This is a genomic window from Achromobacter marplatensis (assembly GCF_049060505.1).
GTDB classification, from domain to species: Bacteria; Pseudomonadota; Gammaproteobacteria; order Burkholderiales; family Burkholderiaceae_B; genus Achromobacter; species Achromobacter marplatensis_A.
Genome location: NZ_JBMGRB010000002.1, coordinates 58,281 through 75,169 on the forward strand (window position 1 = coordinate 58,281; position 16,889 = coordinate 75,169).

General features: G+C 67.0%; 15 protein-coding genes. 12 read left to right on the forward strand and 3 right to left on the reverse strand.

Going from position 1 to position 16,889, the window contains the following annotated elements:
* Window positions 1-4: 4 nt before the first annotated feature.
* The 9 genes from ACI0FO_RS05090 (at window position 5) to ACI0FO_RS05130 (ending at window position 11,050) form a co-directional block, all read left to right on the forward strand.
* Window positions 5-949 (forward strand): ABC transporter permease, encoded by a 945-nt coding sequence (locus ACI0FO_RS05090; RefSeq protein WP_416024646.1) that lies wholly within the window; start codon window positions 5-7, stop codon window positions 947-949.
* Complete coding sequence (locus tag ACI0FO_RS05095) at window positions 946-1,764, forward strand: ABC transporter permease (RefSeq protein ID WP_416024647.1); 819 nt, start codon at window positions 946-948, stop codon at window positions 1,762-1,764. The genes ACI0FO_RS05090 and ACI0FO_RS05095 overlap by 4 nt, the downstream gene beginning before the upstream one ends.
* The gene (locus ACI0FO_RS05100) at window positions 1,761-3,425 is read left to right on the forward strand and encodes a dipeptide ABC transporter ATP-binding protein (protein WP_416024649.1); all 1,665 of its coding nucleotides are present in this window, start codon (window positions 1,761-1,763) and stop codon (window positions 3,423-3,425) included. Before ACI0FO_RS05095 ends, ACI0FO_RS05100 begins: the two co-directional genes overlap by 4 nt.
* A gap of 12 nt (window positions 3,426-3,437) precedes the next feature.
* Window positions 3,438-4,292, forward strand: a complete 855-nt coding sequence (locus ACI0FO_RS05105) for an alpha/beta hydrolase (protein WP_416024651.1) — start codon at window positions 3,438-3,440, stop codon at window positions 4,290-4,292.
* Window positions 4,293-4,316: 24 nt separating this feature from the next.
* The gene (locus ACI0FO_RS05110) at window positions 4,317-5,870 is read left to right on the forward strand and encodes an ABC transporter substrate-binding protein (protein WP_416024652.1); all 1,554 of its coding nucleotides are present in this window, start codon (window positions 4,317-4,319) and stop codon (window positions 5,868-5,870) included.
* Between the two features lie 14 nt (window positions 5,871-5,884).
* Window positions 5,885-7,321 carry an amidase gene (locus tag ACI0FO_RS05115; protein WP_416024654.1) on the forward strand — a complete coding sequence of 479 codons (1,437 nt, stop codon included), beginning with the start codon at window positions 5,885-5,887 and terminating at the stop codon, window positions 7,319-7,321.
* A gap of 241 nt (window positions 7,322-7,562) precedes the next feature.
* On the forward strand, window positions 7,563-8,705 hold the full coding sequence (locus ACI0FO_RS05120; protein ID WP_416024656.1) for a metallophosphoesterase: 1,143 nt from the start codon (window positions 7,563-7,565) through the stop codon (window positions 8,703-8,705).
* Window positions 8,706-8,715: 10 nt separating this feature from the next.
* Window positions 8,716-10,176, forward strand: a complete 1,461-nt coding sequence (locus tag ACI0FO_RS05125) for a hypothetical protein (RefSeq protein ID WP_416024657.1) — start codon at window positions 8,716-8,718, stop codon at window positions 10,174-10,176.
* 49 nt (window positions 10,177-10,225) lie between these two features.
* On the forward strand, window positions 10,226-11,050 hold the full coding sequence (locus ACI0FO_RS05130; protein WP_416024659.1) for a ProQ/FinO family protein: 825 nt from the start codon (window positions 10,226-10,228) through the stop codon (window positions 11,048-11,050).
* Between the two features lie 91 nt (window positions 11,051-11,141).
* Here the strand turns inward: ACI0FO_RS05130 and ACI0FO_RS05135 are convergent, their stop codons facing one another.
* Entirely contained in the window at window positions 11,142-11,723 is a 582-nt protein-coding gene (locus tag ACI0FO_RS05135; protein WP_416024661.1) for a DUF4202 domain-containing protein, read from the reverse strand.
* A gap of 182 nt (window positions 11,724-11,905) precedes the next feature.
* Here ACI0FO_RS05135 and ACI0FO_RS05140 point away from each other — a divergent pair, with 182 nt between their 5' ends.
* Complete coding sequence (locus ACI0FO_RS05140) at window positions 11,906-12,874, forward strand: alpha/beta hydrolase (RefSeq protein WP_416024662.1); 969 nt, start codon at window positions 11,906-11,908, stop codon at window positions 12,872-12,874.
* Window positions 12,875-12,960: 86 nt separating this feature from the next.
* On the opposite strand, the gene ACI0FO_RS05145 is transcribed toward ACI0FO_RS05140, so the two are convergent.
* On the reverse strand, window positions 12,961-13,428 hold the full coding sequence (locus ACI0FO_RS05145; RefSeq protein ID WP_416024664.1) for a YybH family protein: 468 nt from the start codon (window positions 13,426-13,428) through the stop codon (window positions 12,961-12,963).
* Between the two features lie 41 nt (window positions 13,429-13,469).
* On the reverse strand, window positions 13,470-14,060 hold the full coding sequence (locus ACI0FO_RS05150; RefSeq protein ID WP_416025646.1) for a TetR/AcrR family transcriptional regulator: 591 nt from the start codon (window positions 14,058-14,060) through the stop codon (window positions 13,470-13,472).
* Between the two features lie 367 nt (window positions 14,061-14,427).
* Here ACI0FO_RS05150 and ACI0FO_RS05155 point away from each other — a divergent pair, with 367 nt between their 5' ends.
* Both ACI0FO_RS05155 and ACI0FO_RS05160 read left to right on the forward strand, forming a co-directional pair.
* Window positions 14,428-15,159: a FadR/GntR family transcriptional regulator gene (locus ACI0FO_RS05155; protein WP_416024665.1), complete on the forward strand. Its 732-nt coding sequence runs from the start codon at window positions 14,428-14,430 to the stop codon at window positions 15,157-15,159.
* Window positions 15,160-15,371: 212 nt separating this feature from the next.
* Window positions 15,372-16,877 carry an ABC transporter substrate-binding protein gene (locus ACI0FO_RS05160; protein WP_416024667.1) on the forward strand — a complete coding sequence of 502 codons (1,506 nt, stop codon included), beginning with the start codon at window positions 15,372-15,374 and terminating at the stop codon, window positions 16,875-16,877.
* The last annotated feature ends 12 nt before the right edge of the window (window positions 16,878-16,889 follow it).

Below are 16,889 nucleotides of genomic sequence, written 5' to 3' on the forward strand. Positions count from 1 at the left end.
CGCCATGCTCAGATTCGTCGCCTCGCGCATCGGCATGGCGCTGCCCACGCTGCTGATCGTCGCGCTTGCCGTGTTTATCCTGGTGCGGTTGATCCCGGGAGATCCGGCCGCGCTGATGTTGGGCGACTCGGCCGATGCGGCCAGTCTTGCCGCGTTGCGCGAACAACTGGGGCTGAACGCCAGTTGGCCGACGCAATTCGCCATCTGGGCCGGGCACGTGCTGCAAGGCGATCTGGGGCAATCCATCGCCAACCGGCAACCAGTGATGACGCTGATCCTGGACCGGTTCGCCGTCAGCGCGCAGATCGTGCTGCCCGCCGTGGTGCTGGCCACTCTGGTGGCCGTGCCCGCTGGCATGTTCGCCGCCTGGCGCCAAGGCCGCATGGCGGATCTGGCGCTGGTGGCCGGCGCCACGCTACTGCTGTCGTTGCCAGCGTTCTGGATGGGCCTGCTGCTGTTGCTGCTGTTTGCGCTGAAACTGGGCTGGTTCCCCGTCGTGGGCTTCGTGGCCTTTAGCGAAAACCCAGGTCGCGCGCTGCTCTACCTGGTGCTGCCGGTCGCCACGCTGCTGCTACACGAAATCGGCGTGATCTTGCGCATGACCCGGGCCTCGACGCTGGAAGTGCTGCACCTGGACTACATCACGCACGCACGCGCCAAGGGCCTGCCGGAAAGCAAGGTGATGTGGCGCCACGCCTTCAAAAATTCGTTCGGCCCCACCTGGACGCTGCTGGGCCTGATTCTGGGCAACCTGCTGGCGGGCATCGCGGTCATTGAAACCGTCTTCACCATCCCCGGGCTGGGGCGTTTGCTGGTGGACGCGATCTTCGCCCGGGACTATCCCGTCATCCAGGGCTGCCTGCTTTTCATCGCCACGGTCTACGTCCTGGTGAACTTGCTGGTGGACCTGCTTTATCCGATTTTCGATCCCAGGGTGGCCGCGAAATGAACCGTCGTTCCCTTACCGCCGTCCTCGGCGGCACCTTGGTCGCGGCCGTGGTGATCACGGCGTTGGTGGCCCTGTTCTGGACGCCCTACGACCCGCTCAAGCTTGATTTCAAGGCGCGCCTGGCCGCGCCCAGCCTGAGCCACCTGATGGGCACCGACGAACTGGGCCGCGACGTGTTCAGCCGGCTGATGCGCGGCACCACCGCCAGCCTGCGCGTCAGTCTGGTGACCGTGCTGCTGGCCACCGGCGCCGGCGTCCTGATCGGCGCCATCAGCGGTTATCTACGCGGCTGGCCTGACCGGGTGCTGATGGCGCTGAACGACGCGCTGCTGGCCTTTCCCGGCCTGCTGCTGGCGCTGGGCCTGCTGGCCGTTTTCGGCGCCAGCGAAACCGGCATCATCCTGGCGCTGGCGCTGGCCTACATGTCGTCGGTCGTGCGGGTGGTGCGCGGCACCGTGATGAGCCTGCGCGAACGCGAATTCGTCCGGGCGTCCCGCGTGATGGGCAATTCCGAGCTCTATACGCTGATGCGGCATCTGCTGCCCAACTGCCTGGCGCCGGTGATCGTCATGGCAACGTCGATGTGCGGCTGGATCATCCTGGCGGAAAGCTCGCTCAGTTTCCTGGGCCTGGGCGTGGCGCCGCCCGCGCCGACCTGGGGCAACATGCTGGCCGGCAGCCGTACCTACATTGGCCAGGCTGCCTGGCTGGCTATTTTTCCCGGCCTGGCGATCTCGCTGTCGCTACTGGGCATCAATTTGCTGGGCGACGCACTGCGCGACCGGCTGGACCCGCGCATGCGGAGGCGCGTATGACTTCCCCCGTCCTGCTCGATATCGACGGCTTGACGCTCACCGCCGGCCATGGCCACAACGTGGTTTCGCAAGCCAGCCTGCAGGTGGCGCGTGGCGAGATCGTCGGTGTGGTCGGCGAATCGGGCTCCGGCAAGACCATGCTGGGCCGCGCCATCATGCGGCTGACCCCGCAGGCCATTGACCGCGCGGGCGGCGACATCCGGCTGGACGGCACCTCCGTCTACGGGCTGCGGCCCGCGCAATTGCGCGCCCTGCCCGGCCCGAAGGTGGCGATGGTGTTCCAGGAACCCATGACGTCGCTGACCCCGTCGCTGACCGTGGGCCAACAATTGGTCGAGGGGCTGGAACAGCATGCGCCCGGCGAACGCGCCACGCATCGCGATCGCATCGAAGCCATGCTGCGCCGCGTGGGCCTGCCCGATGTGTCCCGCGTGCTGGATGCCTATCCGCACGAATTCTCGGGAGGCATGCGTCAACGCATCATGATCGCCTCGGCCATGCTGCTGCGCCCGGCGTTGCTGATCGCCGACGAACCCACCACGGCGCTGGACGCCCTGATCCAGCGGGAGGTGATGGAAATGCTGGTGGAGCTGACCCGCGAAAACGGCACGGCCGTGCTGCTGATCAGCCACGACCTGCCGATGGTGGCCCGCTATGCGCAGCGCATGGTGGTCATGCGGCGCGGCGATATCGTCGAAGCCGGCCCAACCGCGCAATTGCTGGCCGCGCCCGCGCATGACTACACGCGGCAACTGCTGGCGACGCTGCCGCAACGGCGCCCCCCGCGTCCGCTTGCCACGCAGGCGCCGTTGCTGTCGGCGCGCGGCCTTACGGTGGAATACGGCGCACGCCAGGGCTGGTTTACCCGGCAGGCCGGCAACCGCGTGCTGCACGGCATCGATCTGGACATCCATCCCGGCGAGGTCGTGGCCGTGGTGGGCGAATCCGGCTCCGGCAAGACCACGCTGGGGTCCGTGCTGACGGGGCTGGTCGCGCCGACGGGCGGCGTGCTGCGCTACAAGGGCCAGCCGCTGGCCGCGCGCGGCGCCGCCTTCAACGACTATCGCTACAACTGCCAGATGGTTTTCCAGGACCCGTATTCGTCCTTGGACCCGCGCATGACCGTATCGGCGCTGGTGGCCGAAGCGCTGCGGCTGGCGCCCGGGTTGAGCCCCGCGCAGAAAGACGAGCGCGTCGCCTCGACCTTGCAAGACGTGGGCCTGGGCGGCAGCTTCGGCTTGCGCTACCCGCACGAACTGTCCGGCGGCCAACGCCAGCGCGTGGCCATCGCCCGCGCGCTCGTGCGGCGGCCGGCGCTGCTGATCGCCGACGAAGCGGTATCGGCGCTGGACGTCACGGTCCGCGCCCAGGTGCTGGACCTGCTGGCGGACCTGCAACAGCGCTACGGTTTTTCCTGTCTGTTCATCAGCCATGACCTGGGCGTGGTGGAACAGATCGCCGACCGCGTCATCGTGATGCAGGCGGGCCGGATCGTCGAAGCCGGCACCCGCGACGCCATCTTTGACCGCCCCCGCGAACCCTATACACGTCAGTTGCTGGGCGCCATCCCCCTGCTTGAAGCCACCGCCGCAGGCGGCGTCCGCCTGAAGTGGCGCAACGACGCGCTTGCCATGGCGCAACCCGCCGAATCGTTTTCCTAGGAGATCCCGCCCATGTCCACGACACCCCCGCCCCGCCAGGGCCACGGCGTCAAACTCAGCTTCTACGACTTCGGCGCCACGCCGTTCTTCGCCAGCCAGTTCGACCAGCGCTTCAGCTACTGCCTCTATGTGCCGCCCGATTATGACGAGGCCGGCTCCAAGGCCTACGACCTGGCCGTCATCGTGCACGGCACCGGCCGCACGGCGGCGCAGTACCGCGACCGCTTCGCTGATTTCGCGCAACGCAATGACTGCATCGTGCTGGCCCCCCTGTTCCCGGTAGGCATTATCGAACCGGGCGACCTGGCCAATTACAAGCGCATCCAATTCCACGATATCCGCTACGACCACGTGCTGCTGTCCATGGTGGACGAGGCCATCGCCAAATACCGCATCAACGGCCGCCGCTTCCTGCTGTACGGCTATTCGGGCGGCGGGCAGTTCTGCCAGCGCTTTTTCATGCTGCACCCCGAACGCCTGCAGGCCGTCTCCATCGGCGCCCCTGGCGTGGTGACGCTGTTGAATCAGGACTACGACTGGTGGGTGGGCGTGCGCGACGTGCCGGCGCGCTTTGGCCGCGCGATCGATATCGACGCCATGCGCGACGTTGCCGTGCAGACGCTGGTGGGCACGGAAGACACCGCCACCTGGGAGATCACCATTCCGCGGGACAGCAAGCTGTGGATGCCGGGCGCCGAACTGCAAGGCGACAACCGCATCCAGCGGATCGAGGCACTGGCCGCAAGCTTCGAGGCCCATGGCGTGAAGGTGCGCCGCGACACCGTTCCGGGCGTAGCCCATGAACCGTTCAATGTCATTGAAGCGGTGGAAAATTTCTTCGAGGACTTTTTGAAGTCCCGGCGCTAAGCACTTAACAATAAAGGGGAAATCATGAACCGACACCTTGCTTTTCTCGCCCTGCTGTCTGGCGGCCTGCTGACCGCGAGCGCCCACGCCGCCGGCGACGCCCAGATGTTGCGCGTGGCGCTGCACGCCGACATCGCCAGCCTCAACCCCGGCGTCAACCGTGACGCCAACGCCGACATGGTCTTGGCGCACGTCGTCGAAGGCCTGGTGGCCTATGGCGAAGACCTGAAGATCAAACCCGTGCTGGCGCAAAGCTGGCAGGCAAGCGACGACGGCAAGGTCTACGAGTTCAAGTTACGCCCCCAGGTGCATTTCCAGAACGGCGCGGTGCTGACCGCCGACACCGTCGTCTGGAACTTCAAGCGCTATCTGGACCCCAAGACCAACTTCCAGTGCGTCAACCGCTACAACGGCAAGATCGGCCCCGCGTTGCAGGAGGTGCAAGCGGTGGACCCGCTGACCGTGCGCTTCACGTTCGCCGCGCCCGCGCCCAACTTCCCCATGACGATGGCTACCGTCCAGTGCACGCCGTGGATTCAGCACCCGGAATCCGTCAAGGCGGACGGCAGCTTCGACACCCCCATCGGCACCGGCCCCTACGCCTTCGGCGGCATGATGCAGGGCCGCCAATTGGACCTGAAGCGCTTCGCCGGCTACGACGCGCTGCCCGGGGCGCGCGATGGCTATGCCGGCAACAAGACGGCCACCATCCCCGTCCTGCGCTTCATGACCGTGCCGGACGCCAGCACCCGCAGCAACGGACTGCTCTCGGGCGACCTGGACGTGGTGGACGGCATTGAACCCACCACCCTGGCCACGCTGCGCGCCCAGGGCATCCCCGTACAGGTGCAGCAAACGCCCAGCTGGCTTGTGATGCAGGTGCAATCCAACGCGCCCGCCCTGCAAGACGTGCGCATGCGGCAGGCCATTGCCCAGGCGCTGAGCCTGCCGGATCTGGCCGAAGCCTCGGGCGAAGGGCTGTACACGGCCAACCCCTCGGTGTTGGTCCCGCAAAGCCCCTATTACGACGAACGCAGCAAGACGTGGCCGGCCTACGACCCCGCCGCGGCCCGCAAGCTGCTGGCGCAGGCCGGTTACAAGGGCCAGCCGATCACGCTGCTGGTGGCCAACCGCCAGGAACGCGTGCAGGCGGCCACCATCGTGCAGGCCATGCTGGCCGCCTCCGGCATCAATGTGGAACTGAAAGTGCGCGATTGGGCGTCGCAGCTGGACCTTTACGGACGCGGCCAGTATGAACTGGCCATCTTCGGCTATTCGGCGCGTCTGGACCCGTTGCTGATGTACGAATCGCTGATAGGCGACAAAAAGCTCGAACCCACCCGCCAATGGGACGACCCCAAGGCCGCCGCGCTGCTCAAGCAGGTGGCGATGGAGCCGGATCTGGCCAAGCGGCGCGACCTCTTCAACCAACTGCACGAACTCATGGCGCGCGACATCCCCATCATTGGCCTGTTCAACCTGCCCGTCGTGACGGCCTTGCGGCCCGTGGTGCAGGGCTACGCGGGCTGGCCTGCGGGCACGCACCGCTTCTGGGGCGTGACCAAAACCCAACCCTGACACGGCCGCCCAATATGTCCTACGCTGATATCGATTACCGTCACGCCGACGCCACCGCGCTGGCAGCCGCCATCCGCGGCGGCCAACTCAGCCCCGCCGAGGCCGTCGCGCAGGCGTTCGCCGCCATCGGCCGGGCCAATCCCCGCTTGAATGCCGTCATCCTGACCATGCGCGAAGCGGCCGAAGAGCAACTGCGTCACTTGCCCGCCAACGCGCCGCTGCGTGGCGTGCCAGTGCTGCTGAAAGACGACTGCCCGACCTACGCCGGCGTGCCGATGTCGTTCGGCTGCCGCGCCGCCCGCGGCTACGTGCCGGCGCACGACCACGAAATCGTGCGCCGCTACAAGGCCGCAGGCATGGTGATCGTAGGCAAGACGAACCTGCCGGAGTTCTCCGGCAACATCGCCACGTCGCCCACGCTACACGGCCCCACGCTGAACCCCTGGGACGCCAGCCGCAGCATCGGCGGCTCATCTGGCGGCGCGGCGGCGGCCGTGGCCGCTCGCATGGTGCCCTTGGCCTATGGGAACGACGGCGCGGGCTCGATCCGCATCCCGGCATCCTGCGGCGGTTTGTTCGGCCTGCGGGCGTCTCGCGGGCGCACGCCTTGCGGCCCGGTGTCCAGCGAAAACTGGGGCGGGCTGGTCAGCCACCACGCCCTGACCCGGTCCGTGCGCGACTCGGCCTTGCTGCTGGACCTGACCGACGCGCCGGAACCCGGCGCCCTCTACGCCGCGCCCGCCAAGTCGGGACCCTACGTCCAGGCGGCCGCGCGCGATCCTCGGCCGCTGCGCATCGGCGTCGTGGCCCGGCCAGGCATGGGCTTGCGCCTGGATGACGACATCGCCGCCGCGCTGGACGATGCCGCGGCCCTTTGCCGCCGCTTGGGGCACCGCGTCCAGGCCGCCGCCTTCAACTTCGACGAATCCGCCCTGGCCGACGCCTACCTGCGCATCATCGCCGCCTACACGGCGCTGGAAGTGGACGCGCTTGCCGCCGACACCGGCCGCCCGCCCGACGCGGACGGCTTCGAACCCGTCAATCTAGGCCTGGCCGAGTACGGCCGTGGCCTGTCCGCCCCCGCCTTGCTTGCCGCGCGCAACACGGCCAACAGCGTCGCCCGCAGCATGGGCCGCTTGTTCGCGGACGTCGACGTGCTGCTGACGCCCGTCCTGCCGACCCTGCCCGCGCCCATGACCGCCCTGGACGTGCGCGGCTCGGACTGGCGCGCCTTCGCGGACGAATTCATGCAGGGCACGGTGTTCACCCGCCCGGCCAACGCCGCCGGCATCCCCGCCATGAGCGTGCCGCTTTGCCAGACCGCGGCGGGCCTGCCCATCGGTATCCAGTTCATGGCGCCCTACGGCGACGAAACCACGCTGTTCGAACTGGCCGGCCAACTGGAACGCGCGCGTCCCTGGGCAGGCCGGCTGCCCCCGACCCATGCGTGACGCCTTCGCCCTGCTCGATCGCCAAGCCCGCGGCAAGCGATAAACCCCGGCAGGCAGCGCCCGCGCAGACGCGGGCTTGCGGCCGATGACAACCGCCGCAAGCCGTCGCTTTGCCCCTACGGACCGTCGGTTTACCCGACGCCGCCAGCGTCGGGTCGTGATAATGTCCGTCGCCTCCAACCTGGCGCCGGCCTCTTGACGCCAGCCCCTGTTCCCCGCCGCTTTCAGTAGGAATCCCCGCGTGTTTCATGTTTTCACCGGACTGATCAGTCTCTATGTCATCTGGCGTTTCGTTCTGCCGCTGTCCGTTTCCAAGCCTGCCAAAGCGCTGCTTTCCCTTCTGCTGGTGGCGGCGGCGGAACATCATCTGGTCACGCGCAATTTCTTTGGCAGCATGGCCTCGCCGGAAATTCCGGCCACCCTGTTGATGCTGCTGGGCTGGCTGTTCGGCAGCCTGCTTCTGCTGGCCATGCTGCTGCTCGCCCGCGACGTGGCGGGCCTGGCGGTCTACGCCGTCTCGCGCGAACGTGGCCGCCGGCTGTGGGCCGCGCCCCGCTGGCGCCAGGCCGCCGCCGGGCTGGCCATGGCCCTGGCGGCCATCGGCGTCTGGCAGGCGGTGCGCGTGCCGGACGTGAAGACGCTTGAAATCGTCTTGCCCAAGCTGCCGCCCGAGCTGGACGGTTTCCGCGTGGTGCAACTGACCGACCTGCACGCCAGCCGTCTGCTGGAAGCGCCCTGGATCGACGCCGTCGTCAAAAAGACCAACCACCTGAACCCGGACCTGCTGGTCATCACGGGCGATCTGGTCGACGGCACGACCGCCGCCCGCGTCGCCGACGTGCTGCCCCTGCAAGCGCTGCGCGCCCGCCACGGCGTCTACGCGATTCCCGGCAATCACGAGTACTACGCCGAATACCAGCGCTGGCTGCCGGCGTTCGACAAGCTGGGCCTGCGCCTGCTGTTGAACGACCACGTCACGCTTACGCCGAACGGCAAGCGCCTGGTGCTGGCCGGCGTCACCGACAGAATGGCGGCGGCCTACGACCAGCCCACGCCCGACGTGAAGCAGGCGCTGGCCGGTGTGCAGGCGGATGATCCCGTCATCCTTTTAAGCCACCGCCCCGCCGGCGCGGCGCTGAACGCAGAAGCCGGCGCAGGCCTGCAATTGTCCGGGCACACGCACGGCGGCCAAATCCTGGGCCCGCACCTGCTAACGCAACTGGCCAACGAAGGCTATGTTTCCGGGCGCTACCAAGTGGGCGGCATGAGCCTGTATGTCAGCAATGGCACCGGCCTGTGGCCCGGCTTCCCGATCCGGCTGGGCCGCCCCTCGGAAATCACGCAGATCGTGCTGCGTTCGCCCGCGGCGTCCGCACCGCAATAAACTCGCCGACATGACGTATCTTCTGTGGTCCCTGCCCGCCCTGACCGTGATCGCCGCCATCGCCAGCGGGCGGGTCAACACCACGATCGCCGCGGTGCTGGGGCTGCTTGCCGCCGTTCCCATCGCGCTCTACGCCGCGCCTGTGCCCTTTAGCGGCGCGCAGCTGGCCGTGACGCTTGAACGCGGCCTGTGGATCGGCTGGATCATCACCCCGTACATCCTGGGCGGGCTGCTGTTCTGGCAAATGGCCTCGCAAGGGAACACGCCGTTGGCGGCAGGCCAGGCCGGGCTGCACGACCCGCTGGCCCGCCGCCGGCGCCTGTTCTTTGCCTGTTTCCTGGTCGGGCCGTTCGCCGAGTCCGCCACGGGTTTCGGCGTAGGCATGCTGGGCACCGTGCTGCTGATTCGTCCATTGGGCCTGAAACCGCGCGACATCATGGTGTTCGCCTTGCTCAGCCAGACCCTGATCCCCTGGGGGGCAATGGGCAGCGGCACCTTGCTGGCGTCGGCGTATGCGCGCGTGCCGGCCCCGCAGCTGGCGTTGTACAGCATGGTGGCGGTGGCGCTGCTGATGGCCGTGTGGATGATCCTGTTCTGGCGGACGGCCCGCCGCGCCGGCCTGCGGGCGGACGCCGCCGAACACGGGCGGGAAGCCGCCTGGATGGCGGCCAGCCTGGGCCTGTTGACGGCGGCCACGGCCTGGCTAGGACCGGAAACGGCATTGCTGGCCGCCTACGGCCCGTTGATCGTGCTGCGCTTTCTGCTGGACCGCCGCCCCGACCGCCCGCAAGCGCTGGCCGCGGCGCGGCGCGCGTTACCGTACATCCTGGTCATCGCCTGTCTGGTGGCGACGCGCCTGATCCCTGCCGTCAACCACGCCTTGGGCGCGCTGGCCGACTTCCGCCCATTCGCCGATCTGCCGGCCTGGCTGCCGTTCCTGCATGCCGGCAGCTGGCTGATCGCGGGCGCGCTTGCCATGGCTGCCTGGCGCCGCCAACCCGGCACGCTGGCCGCCCAGGCGCGCGCATCCTGGCAAACGGGCCGCCATGCCGTCATGTCCGTGTTCCTTTTCGCCATGATGGCCGAAGTGCTGGCGGGCGCCGGCATCTCGCAGGCGTATGCGGACGGCTTGTTCGCCGCTTTTCAGGACTGGACCATCCTGGTGACCCCGGTGCTGGCCGGCGCGTTCGGCATATTGGCCAACAGCGGCAACGCGCCGAACAGCCTGTTCATGCCGTCCCAGCTATCATTGGCAGTTCAAGCGGGCCTGAACGTGCCGGCAGCGGCTGCGCTGTTACACGTATCGGGCACGGCGATGGGCATTTTTTCACCGGTAAGAATGTCGATCGCGGCCGGTTTGGCTCACGGCCAAGGGCAAGAACGCGGCGTGTATGTTCTACTACTGCCGTTCGCCTTGGCCGCGTTCGGCATTCTTTTGTCCCTGGCACTGCTTGTCGTGGTGTCGGGATAGCCGCCGGAGCGCTGATGCTCACGGCCTCAACCTTTTTTTTGTGTAGCACATGGGACTAGAACAGTTAGCCGCGATCCGGGCATTGATCACCAAGCAAGCGCCCGAAGAGCCGACCCCCAAGAAGGAATCGCGTCCGCAGGGCGGCGGCAAGGGCCCCCGTTCGCCGCAAGGCGCCGGCAAGGGCCCGCGTCCGCAAGGCAGCGATAAAGGCGCCCGCCCGCAAGGCGGCGACAAGGGCCAACGGCCGCAGCGCGCGGAACGCCGCGAGCGCGAAACGCCCGTGGACCCAGTCGTGGTCGCGATTTCGCGCCTGCAACGCCACTTCCCCAAGGCATTCCCCAAGAATCCCGCTCCCAAACTTCCGCTGAAGCTGGGCGTGCTGGCGGACCTGGTGCAACACGCACAGGCCCTGCAGCTGGACGAGGCGCAGATCAAGGAAGCCGTCAAGACCTGGTGTGATGGCCGCCGCTACTGGACCTGCATGGTGGAAGACGCGCCGCGCGTGGACCTGAACGGCGAGCCCTCGGGCGCCGTGACGGCCAACGAAGCCAAGCACGCCAAACGCATGGCTTCGCGCAGCGCTTCCAAGAACGCCGCCGCCCGCAACAAGGCCAAGAAGGCGGAAGCCGCTGCCGCGGCAGGCGCTCCTGCCGCCGGAACGCCGGCCGCCGGAACGCCGGCCGCCGACGAGGCTGTTGCCAAGGTCGCTGATGGAGCGGTTGCCGATACGACGGCTACTGATTCGCCGGCACCCGCCGCCGCCACGCCCGCTGCCACCGAAGCGCCCGCGGCTGACGCATCGGCCAATACCCCGGCTGATGCCCCCGCCGATGCCCCGGCATCCGGCAAGCCCGCGTCCGATACGCCTGCGTAATACCGCCGCCAGGCGGTACTGATGGCGACAAGCAACCCGGCCTGCGGCCTATGCCGCAGGCCGGGTTTGCCATTGCGCGGCCAACAACGCGTCAGCCAGCCAGCGCCTTTTCGATATGCGCCATCCCTGCCGGCGAATACGGCAGCGTCAACGCCCACTTATGGCCGGCCGCGTCCATCTTCAGCAGCGACTTCTTCAGGATATCGACGATCTTCTCGCCGTGGGCGGGATGAAAATCTTCGTACTGGTATTGCAGGAACACCAGACACAAGGCGTTTTCCATCGTCTGCACATCGGCATCCTGCTTAATGCCTTGCTTCATGACAATCGCCGTCACGCGGTCGATCACGTCTTGCGGGTAGCCGGTATCGCGCAGAATGCCTTCTGCGATGCCCGCATGATGGCGCGCCAACGCCTTGCGCCACGTCAGGTAGCCGATACGCCCTTCAGGGTAGGACTTTCTGGTGATCTCCCAGCGCCCGATATGCTGGCAACGAGAGGCCAGGATCAGCGGCTCGGACGCATCCGGCGCCAATTTCAGCACCCATTCATGCAGCTTTTGCGCCAGGAACAATTCTTGAGGACAGGTTTCGCCCTGCCACGAAAACAGATTGGGGTCGGCGCTGTTGTACTGGTCGAACCGAAGCAGCGCCTGTTGTAGACGGTCATCCATGCGTAGCGTATCCAAGAAGGCGCCGGTGGCCGGCGGAAGTCCGGGTGCGTCCGGAAAGGAAATCATCATAGCGCCCGGATGGCAGGCACATCGCGGCGAAGCGGGACCAATATGCCTCGCCCTTATTTGGCCGGGCGCCGCGAAGCGCGTCATACTGACGGGATGCGAGCACTGGAATTTATATGAGCAACGCCACCTTCACCCCTGCCCTGGCCGCCGACGTGCTGGCCGCGCAAGCACTGGCCAAGCAGCACGGCGTGGGTACGCCCAACGTGCTGACCACCCCGCTAGCCGAAACCCGCGAGCAAAGCCGCGCGTACCAACAATGGCTGAGCCAGCCCGCGCCGCCGGTCGGCCGCGTGGTCGAACACCGGCTGGATCATTTGCCAGTGCCCGCGACGTTGCGCCTGTACTACCCGGAAGGCGCCTCGGACGCCCCGCTGCCGCTGTATCTGCACCTGCACGGCGGCGGCTTCGCGCACGGCGACCTTGACACGCTAGACCGCTGGAAGCGGGAAATCGCAGCCGACGCCGGCATCGTCACCGCCGGCCTGTCTTACGCGCTGTCGCCTGAAGCCCGCTACCCCGTGGCGCTGGAACAGGTGTTGGGCGCGCTGCGTTGGCTGCGCGACCAGGCGCCATCCCTGGGCCTGGACGCGCGGCGCTTGTCGGTCGGCGGCGAATCGGCCGGCGGGAACCTGACGCTGGCCGCGTTGCAGCGGCTGCGCGACGAAGGCGACGCCTTCATCAAGACCGGCGTGGTGATCTACGGCATGCTGTCGGCCCGGCGCGATACGGCCTCGCACGAGTCATTTGGCGACGGGCGCTTCGGGCTGTCGACGGAAAAACTGGACTGGTTCTGGCGCCAGTACGTGACCGACGCCGCCCAACTGACCGATCCCGGCGTCGCGCCGCTGCATGCGGACGTGGCCGGCCTGCCTCCGCTGATTCTGCAAGCCGCCGCATTGGACCCCCTGCTGGACGACACGCTGGACTTGGCCAACAAGCTGTTCGCCGCTGGCGCCGCCCCGAACTTCATTGTGTATTCCGGCGTGCCGCACAGCTTCATCGGCATGACGCGCCTGCTGCCCCAGGCGCAAGAAGCCCGGGCCGACCTCGTTCAGGCGCTGAAACGCAATCTGGCGGCGTAGCAGAGCGCCCTGCGCCAAAGGCCCCACGAGACTCCGATCCGATGGGGCCTTTTTGCGTCGGGGGCAACGCCGGCCAACAGCCGCCGTCAGCTGCGCGCCGGCTTGTTGCCGTGCGACACGCTGGGCGTATCGCGGAACAGCGACATGTGTGTATGGGTGGCGACCCAGGGTTCGCCCACGGCCTCGCGCGCGAACGACACCGTAGCGCGGCCGACACGCTCGAACGGCTTGCCGTCCGGGTGATAACCGGTCGAATCCCACACCGCCATCCCCACGGCGAACAGGCGGTCGGGCGACACGAAATTCTGCACATCGTCCAGCCGCCACACGAAATCGTCGATCGTGAACCACACGTTGCGCCACTGCGTCTTTTCCGCATGGTCGCGGCCGGTGACGAAATTCGTATACGTGCCAAAGGCGACGAAATCGTCGGCGAACAGATGACGGGCGGCCGCGTAATCCACGGCTTGCACGTGGTCGGACAGTTCTTTGAACCAGGCGCGCACAGCGGCGGCGTCAGCGGGGTCCACGGGAACCAGGGCTTGCACGGACATGGGCATAACTCCTTTTGTTGCGGCGATAAAGCCAAAGCGGGCTAGCGACGGCGTGCGGGCGTCTTGCCGGGGGGGCCTCCCGACCCCGACCCTGGGCCCGGCCCGCCCAGCATGCGCAGACAGTCTTCCGCCACACGCTGCGCGAACGCCGAACAATCGTCCAACCGCGCCGCGATGGCATCGTCACTTACGCCGTGCACGCCCGAGTAGATCAGTAAGGCGGTGATCCTGGGCTGCGGCAACGGCCATGCGCCGGCCGCCTTTCCGCCCTGCAGGATCTGCAGCAATTGGTCCAGGATCGCGTTCTTTTCGGGGTTCTGGCGGTCGTGATGGTGGTGGTTGCCGTAGACGATGTCATGCGTGCGGTAGGTATCCACGTAGGTCTGGATGCTGGCGTGGATCCAGGCTTGCAGCTTGCCCGCCCAATCGTCGTCCTCGCAGGCGGCCACGGCGCGCTCCAGCGCGTCCAGGTACTGGCGCGTGTAGCGGGCGGCCAGTGCCGCCAGCATGTCGGTCTTGGCCGCGAAGTAATGGTAGAAGGTGCCCTTGGCGACCTGGGCCTCTTCCACGATGCTGCTGATCGTGGTGGCCTCCACACCGTTAGCCAGGAACAGCTTTTCGGCGGCGGCCATCAATTCCTCCAGGCGCACTTCGGCAGGCTTGGTCCGGGGCGGACGCGGCTGAGAGGTCGGCTGGGGCGCGTTGGCGCGGGGTGAAGTCATGAGCGAATCGGCGAACGGATAAAGACGCCAAGTGTAGGGGACGGCGGCCCCATCATGCCAAGCCGCCAACATCCTAGTGGTTTTCCCTGAAAACCATAGAAAACGGGCGATTCCCGATTCCCAAGCGGAATGTCGTCCGGTACATTTCGTCCAGTGGCCTGACCACTGGACCATCAGGCACCTGAACCCCATTTCCGCCCTCCTTCGATCCCGCGCAAGACACCGCCGCCCCGGACCTATTACGCTCTACCCCCCAAACACTCCTTCCTCCGCCACAATGACTTCCCTTCAGGCCGTAGCCTCGACCCGCCTCTACCGCATGATCGCCGACCAGATCGCCGCGCGCATCAAGGCGGGCGATTTCCCCGCCGGCGGCAGATTGCCCGCCGAACGAGAGTTGGCGGAACAGTTGCAAGTCAGCCGCGCGTCAGTGCGGGAAGCGCTGATCGCGCTGGAAATCGAGGGTTATGTGGACGTGCGCGTCGGCACCGGCGTGTTCGTCTGCCCGCCGCGCGAAGACGGCGGCTACCAGGACGCCCCCTTGCCCCCGCCGGCGGACAGCGTCGAAGCCACCGACATCGGCCCCTTCGACCTGCTGGAAACGCGCCTGCTGATCGAGCCGGAATGCGCCGCGCTGGCCGCGCAGAAGGCGTCGCCCGCGCAGATCGCGGCGATCCGCGTGGCGCACGAAGGCATGTCGTTGACCGAATCGCCCAGCGTGCATGACCGCGCCTTCCATAGCGCCATCGGCGCGGCCTGCGGCAATGCCGCGCTGGCGGCGGCCATCTCGCACATCTGGCACCTCAGCACGCTCAGCCCGGTCTTTCACCGGCTGGAAGAACACTTCGTGACCACCAAAGTGTGGAGCGAAGCGCAGAAAGAACATGAACGCATCCTCGCGGCCATCGTCGACCGCGATCCCATCCGCGCGCGCCATGCCATGCACGACCATCTGGTCGGCATCCTGGCGCGCTTGCGGGAAGACTTCGGCAACGCTGGGATCCGATGATTTGATGACCCGATAACCCGCCGCCTGGACGCCCCGGGCCTCTCTCCCTACCGACCGTGCATGCACCGCCGGCGCAAAGCGCGCCGCCTGCGGCAAGGGGAGCGGCTTGCCTGCGATTTTGCATGTCTGCGCTGTTCCTGCTGTACCTGCTGTTCCCGTAAGACCCCGTAAGACCTGTACGTCAAATACTTAAAACACATCAAGGTGAAAACATGCAGCTGACCCGTACCATGAAGCTAATAAGCGCGGCGCTATTGGCGCTAGGCGCCCATGCCGCCCAGGCCAACAAGGCCGACAACTCCCTCAACATCGCCTTCGACGCGGCGCCCGCCACGCTGGACGCGTACAAGGAATCGGACCGTCCCGGCCTAGCGCTGGCGCGCATGGTCTTCTCGGGGCTGCTGCAAAAAAACCAGGACACGGGTGAATTCGGCCCCGCCATCGCCACGGGCTACAAGTTCGTGGACGACACCACCATCGAACTGCCCATCCGCCGCGATGTGAAGTTCCACGACGGGTCGCTGCTGACCATCGACGACGTGCTGTACACGCTGAATCTGGTGTCGTCCGACGGCTACAAGGCGCGCTTCCAGAACCAGGTTGCCTGGATCGCCAAGGCCGAAAAGGCCGGCGACGACACCGTGCGCATCAAGATGAAGACGCCCTACCCGCTGGCGCTGGAGATGCTGTCCGAGAACCTGCCGATCTACCCGCGCAAGTACTACGAGGCCAACCAGTCCGACATGGGCGCCAAGCCGATCGGCACCGGTCCGTACCGCCTGACCGACAGCCAACCCGGCAGCCGCTACGTCTATGAGCGCTTCGACGACTACTTCGGCGCCAAGCCGGCCGTGAAAAAGCTGGTGGTGCGCGTACTGCCCGACGCCAACACCCAGTACGCCGAACTGCTGTCCGGCGGCCTGGACTGGATCTGGCGCGTACCGCCGGACGTGGCCCGCCGCATGGAGAAGACGCCGTCGGTCACGGTCAAGAGCAGCAGCATCATGCGCATCAGCTATATCTCGCTGAATCCGCGTTTCGACGACGGCAAGTCGCCGCTGGCCAAGCAGGAAGTGCGCCAAGCCATCAACTACGCGATTGACCGCGAAGCGATCCGCCGCGCGCTGGTGGGCGGCGCCTCGAAGGTCATCAACGCGGCATGCAACCCGGCCCAGTTCGGTTGCGCGGCCGACGTGCAGACCTACAAATTCGACCCGGCCCGCGCCAAGCAGTTGCTGGCGTCCGCCGGCTATCCCAACGGCATCACGCTGGACCTGGTGATCTCGGCCCCGCCGCGCAGCATCCTGGACGCGGCCGCCGCGCAAATGGCGCAGGCCGGCATCAAGCTGAACCTCGTTGAACAGCAGTACGGCACCGCCATGACCAACTGGCGCGACGGCAAAATCGCCATGCTGTCGTCCAACTGGGGCTCTTACGGCATCGCCGACGCGGCGCTGTCCACCAGCAATTTCTTCCGCGGCGGCCCGGACGACCAGGCCCGCAACCCCGAAGTCATCAAGTACCTGGAAGCGGCCGACACGTCGGTAGACCGCGACCTGCGCGCCAAGAACTACGCGGCGGCCCAGAAGATCGTGGCGGATCAGGCGTACTGGGTGCCGCTGTGGAATCACTCGCTGAATGCGGTGCAGGCCAAAGACCTGAACTTCTCGGTAGACGGCGACGAATTCCCGCGCTTCTACAAGGCCACCTGGAACTGATCCGGAGGGCCG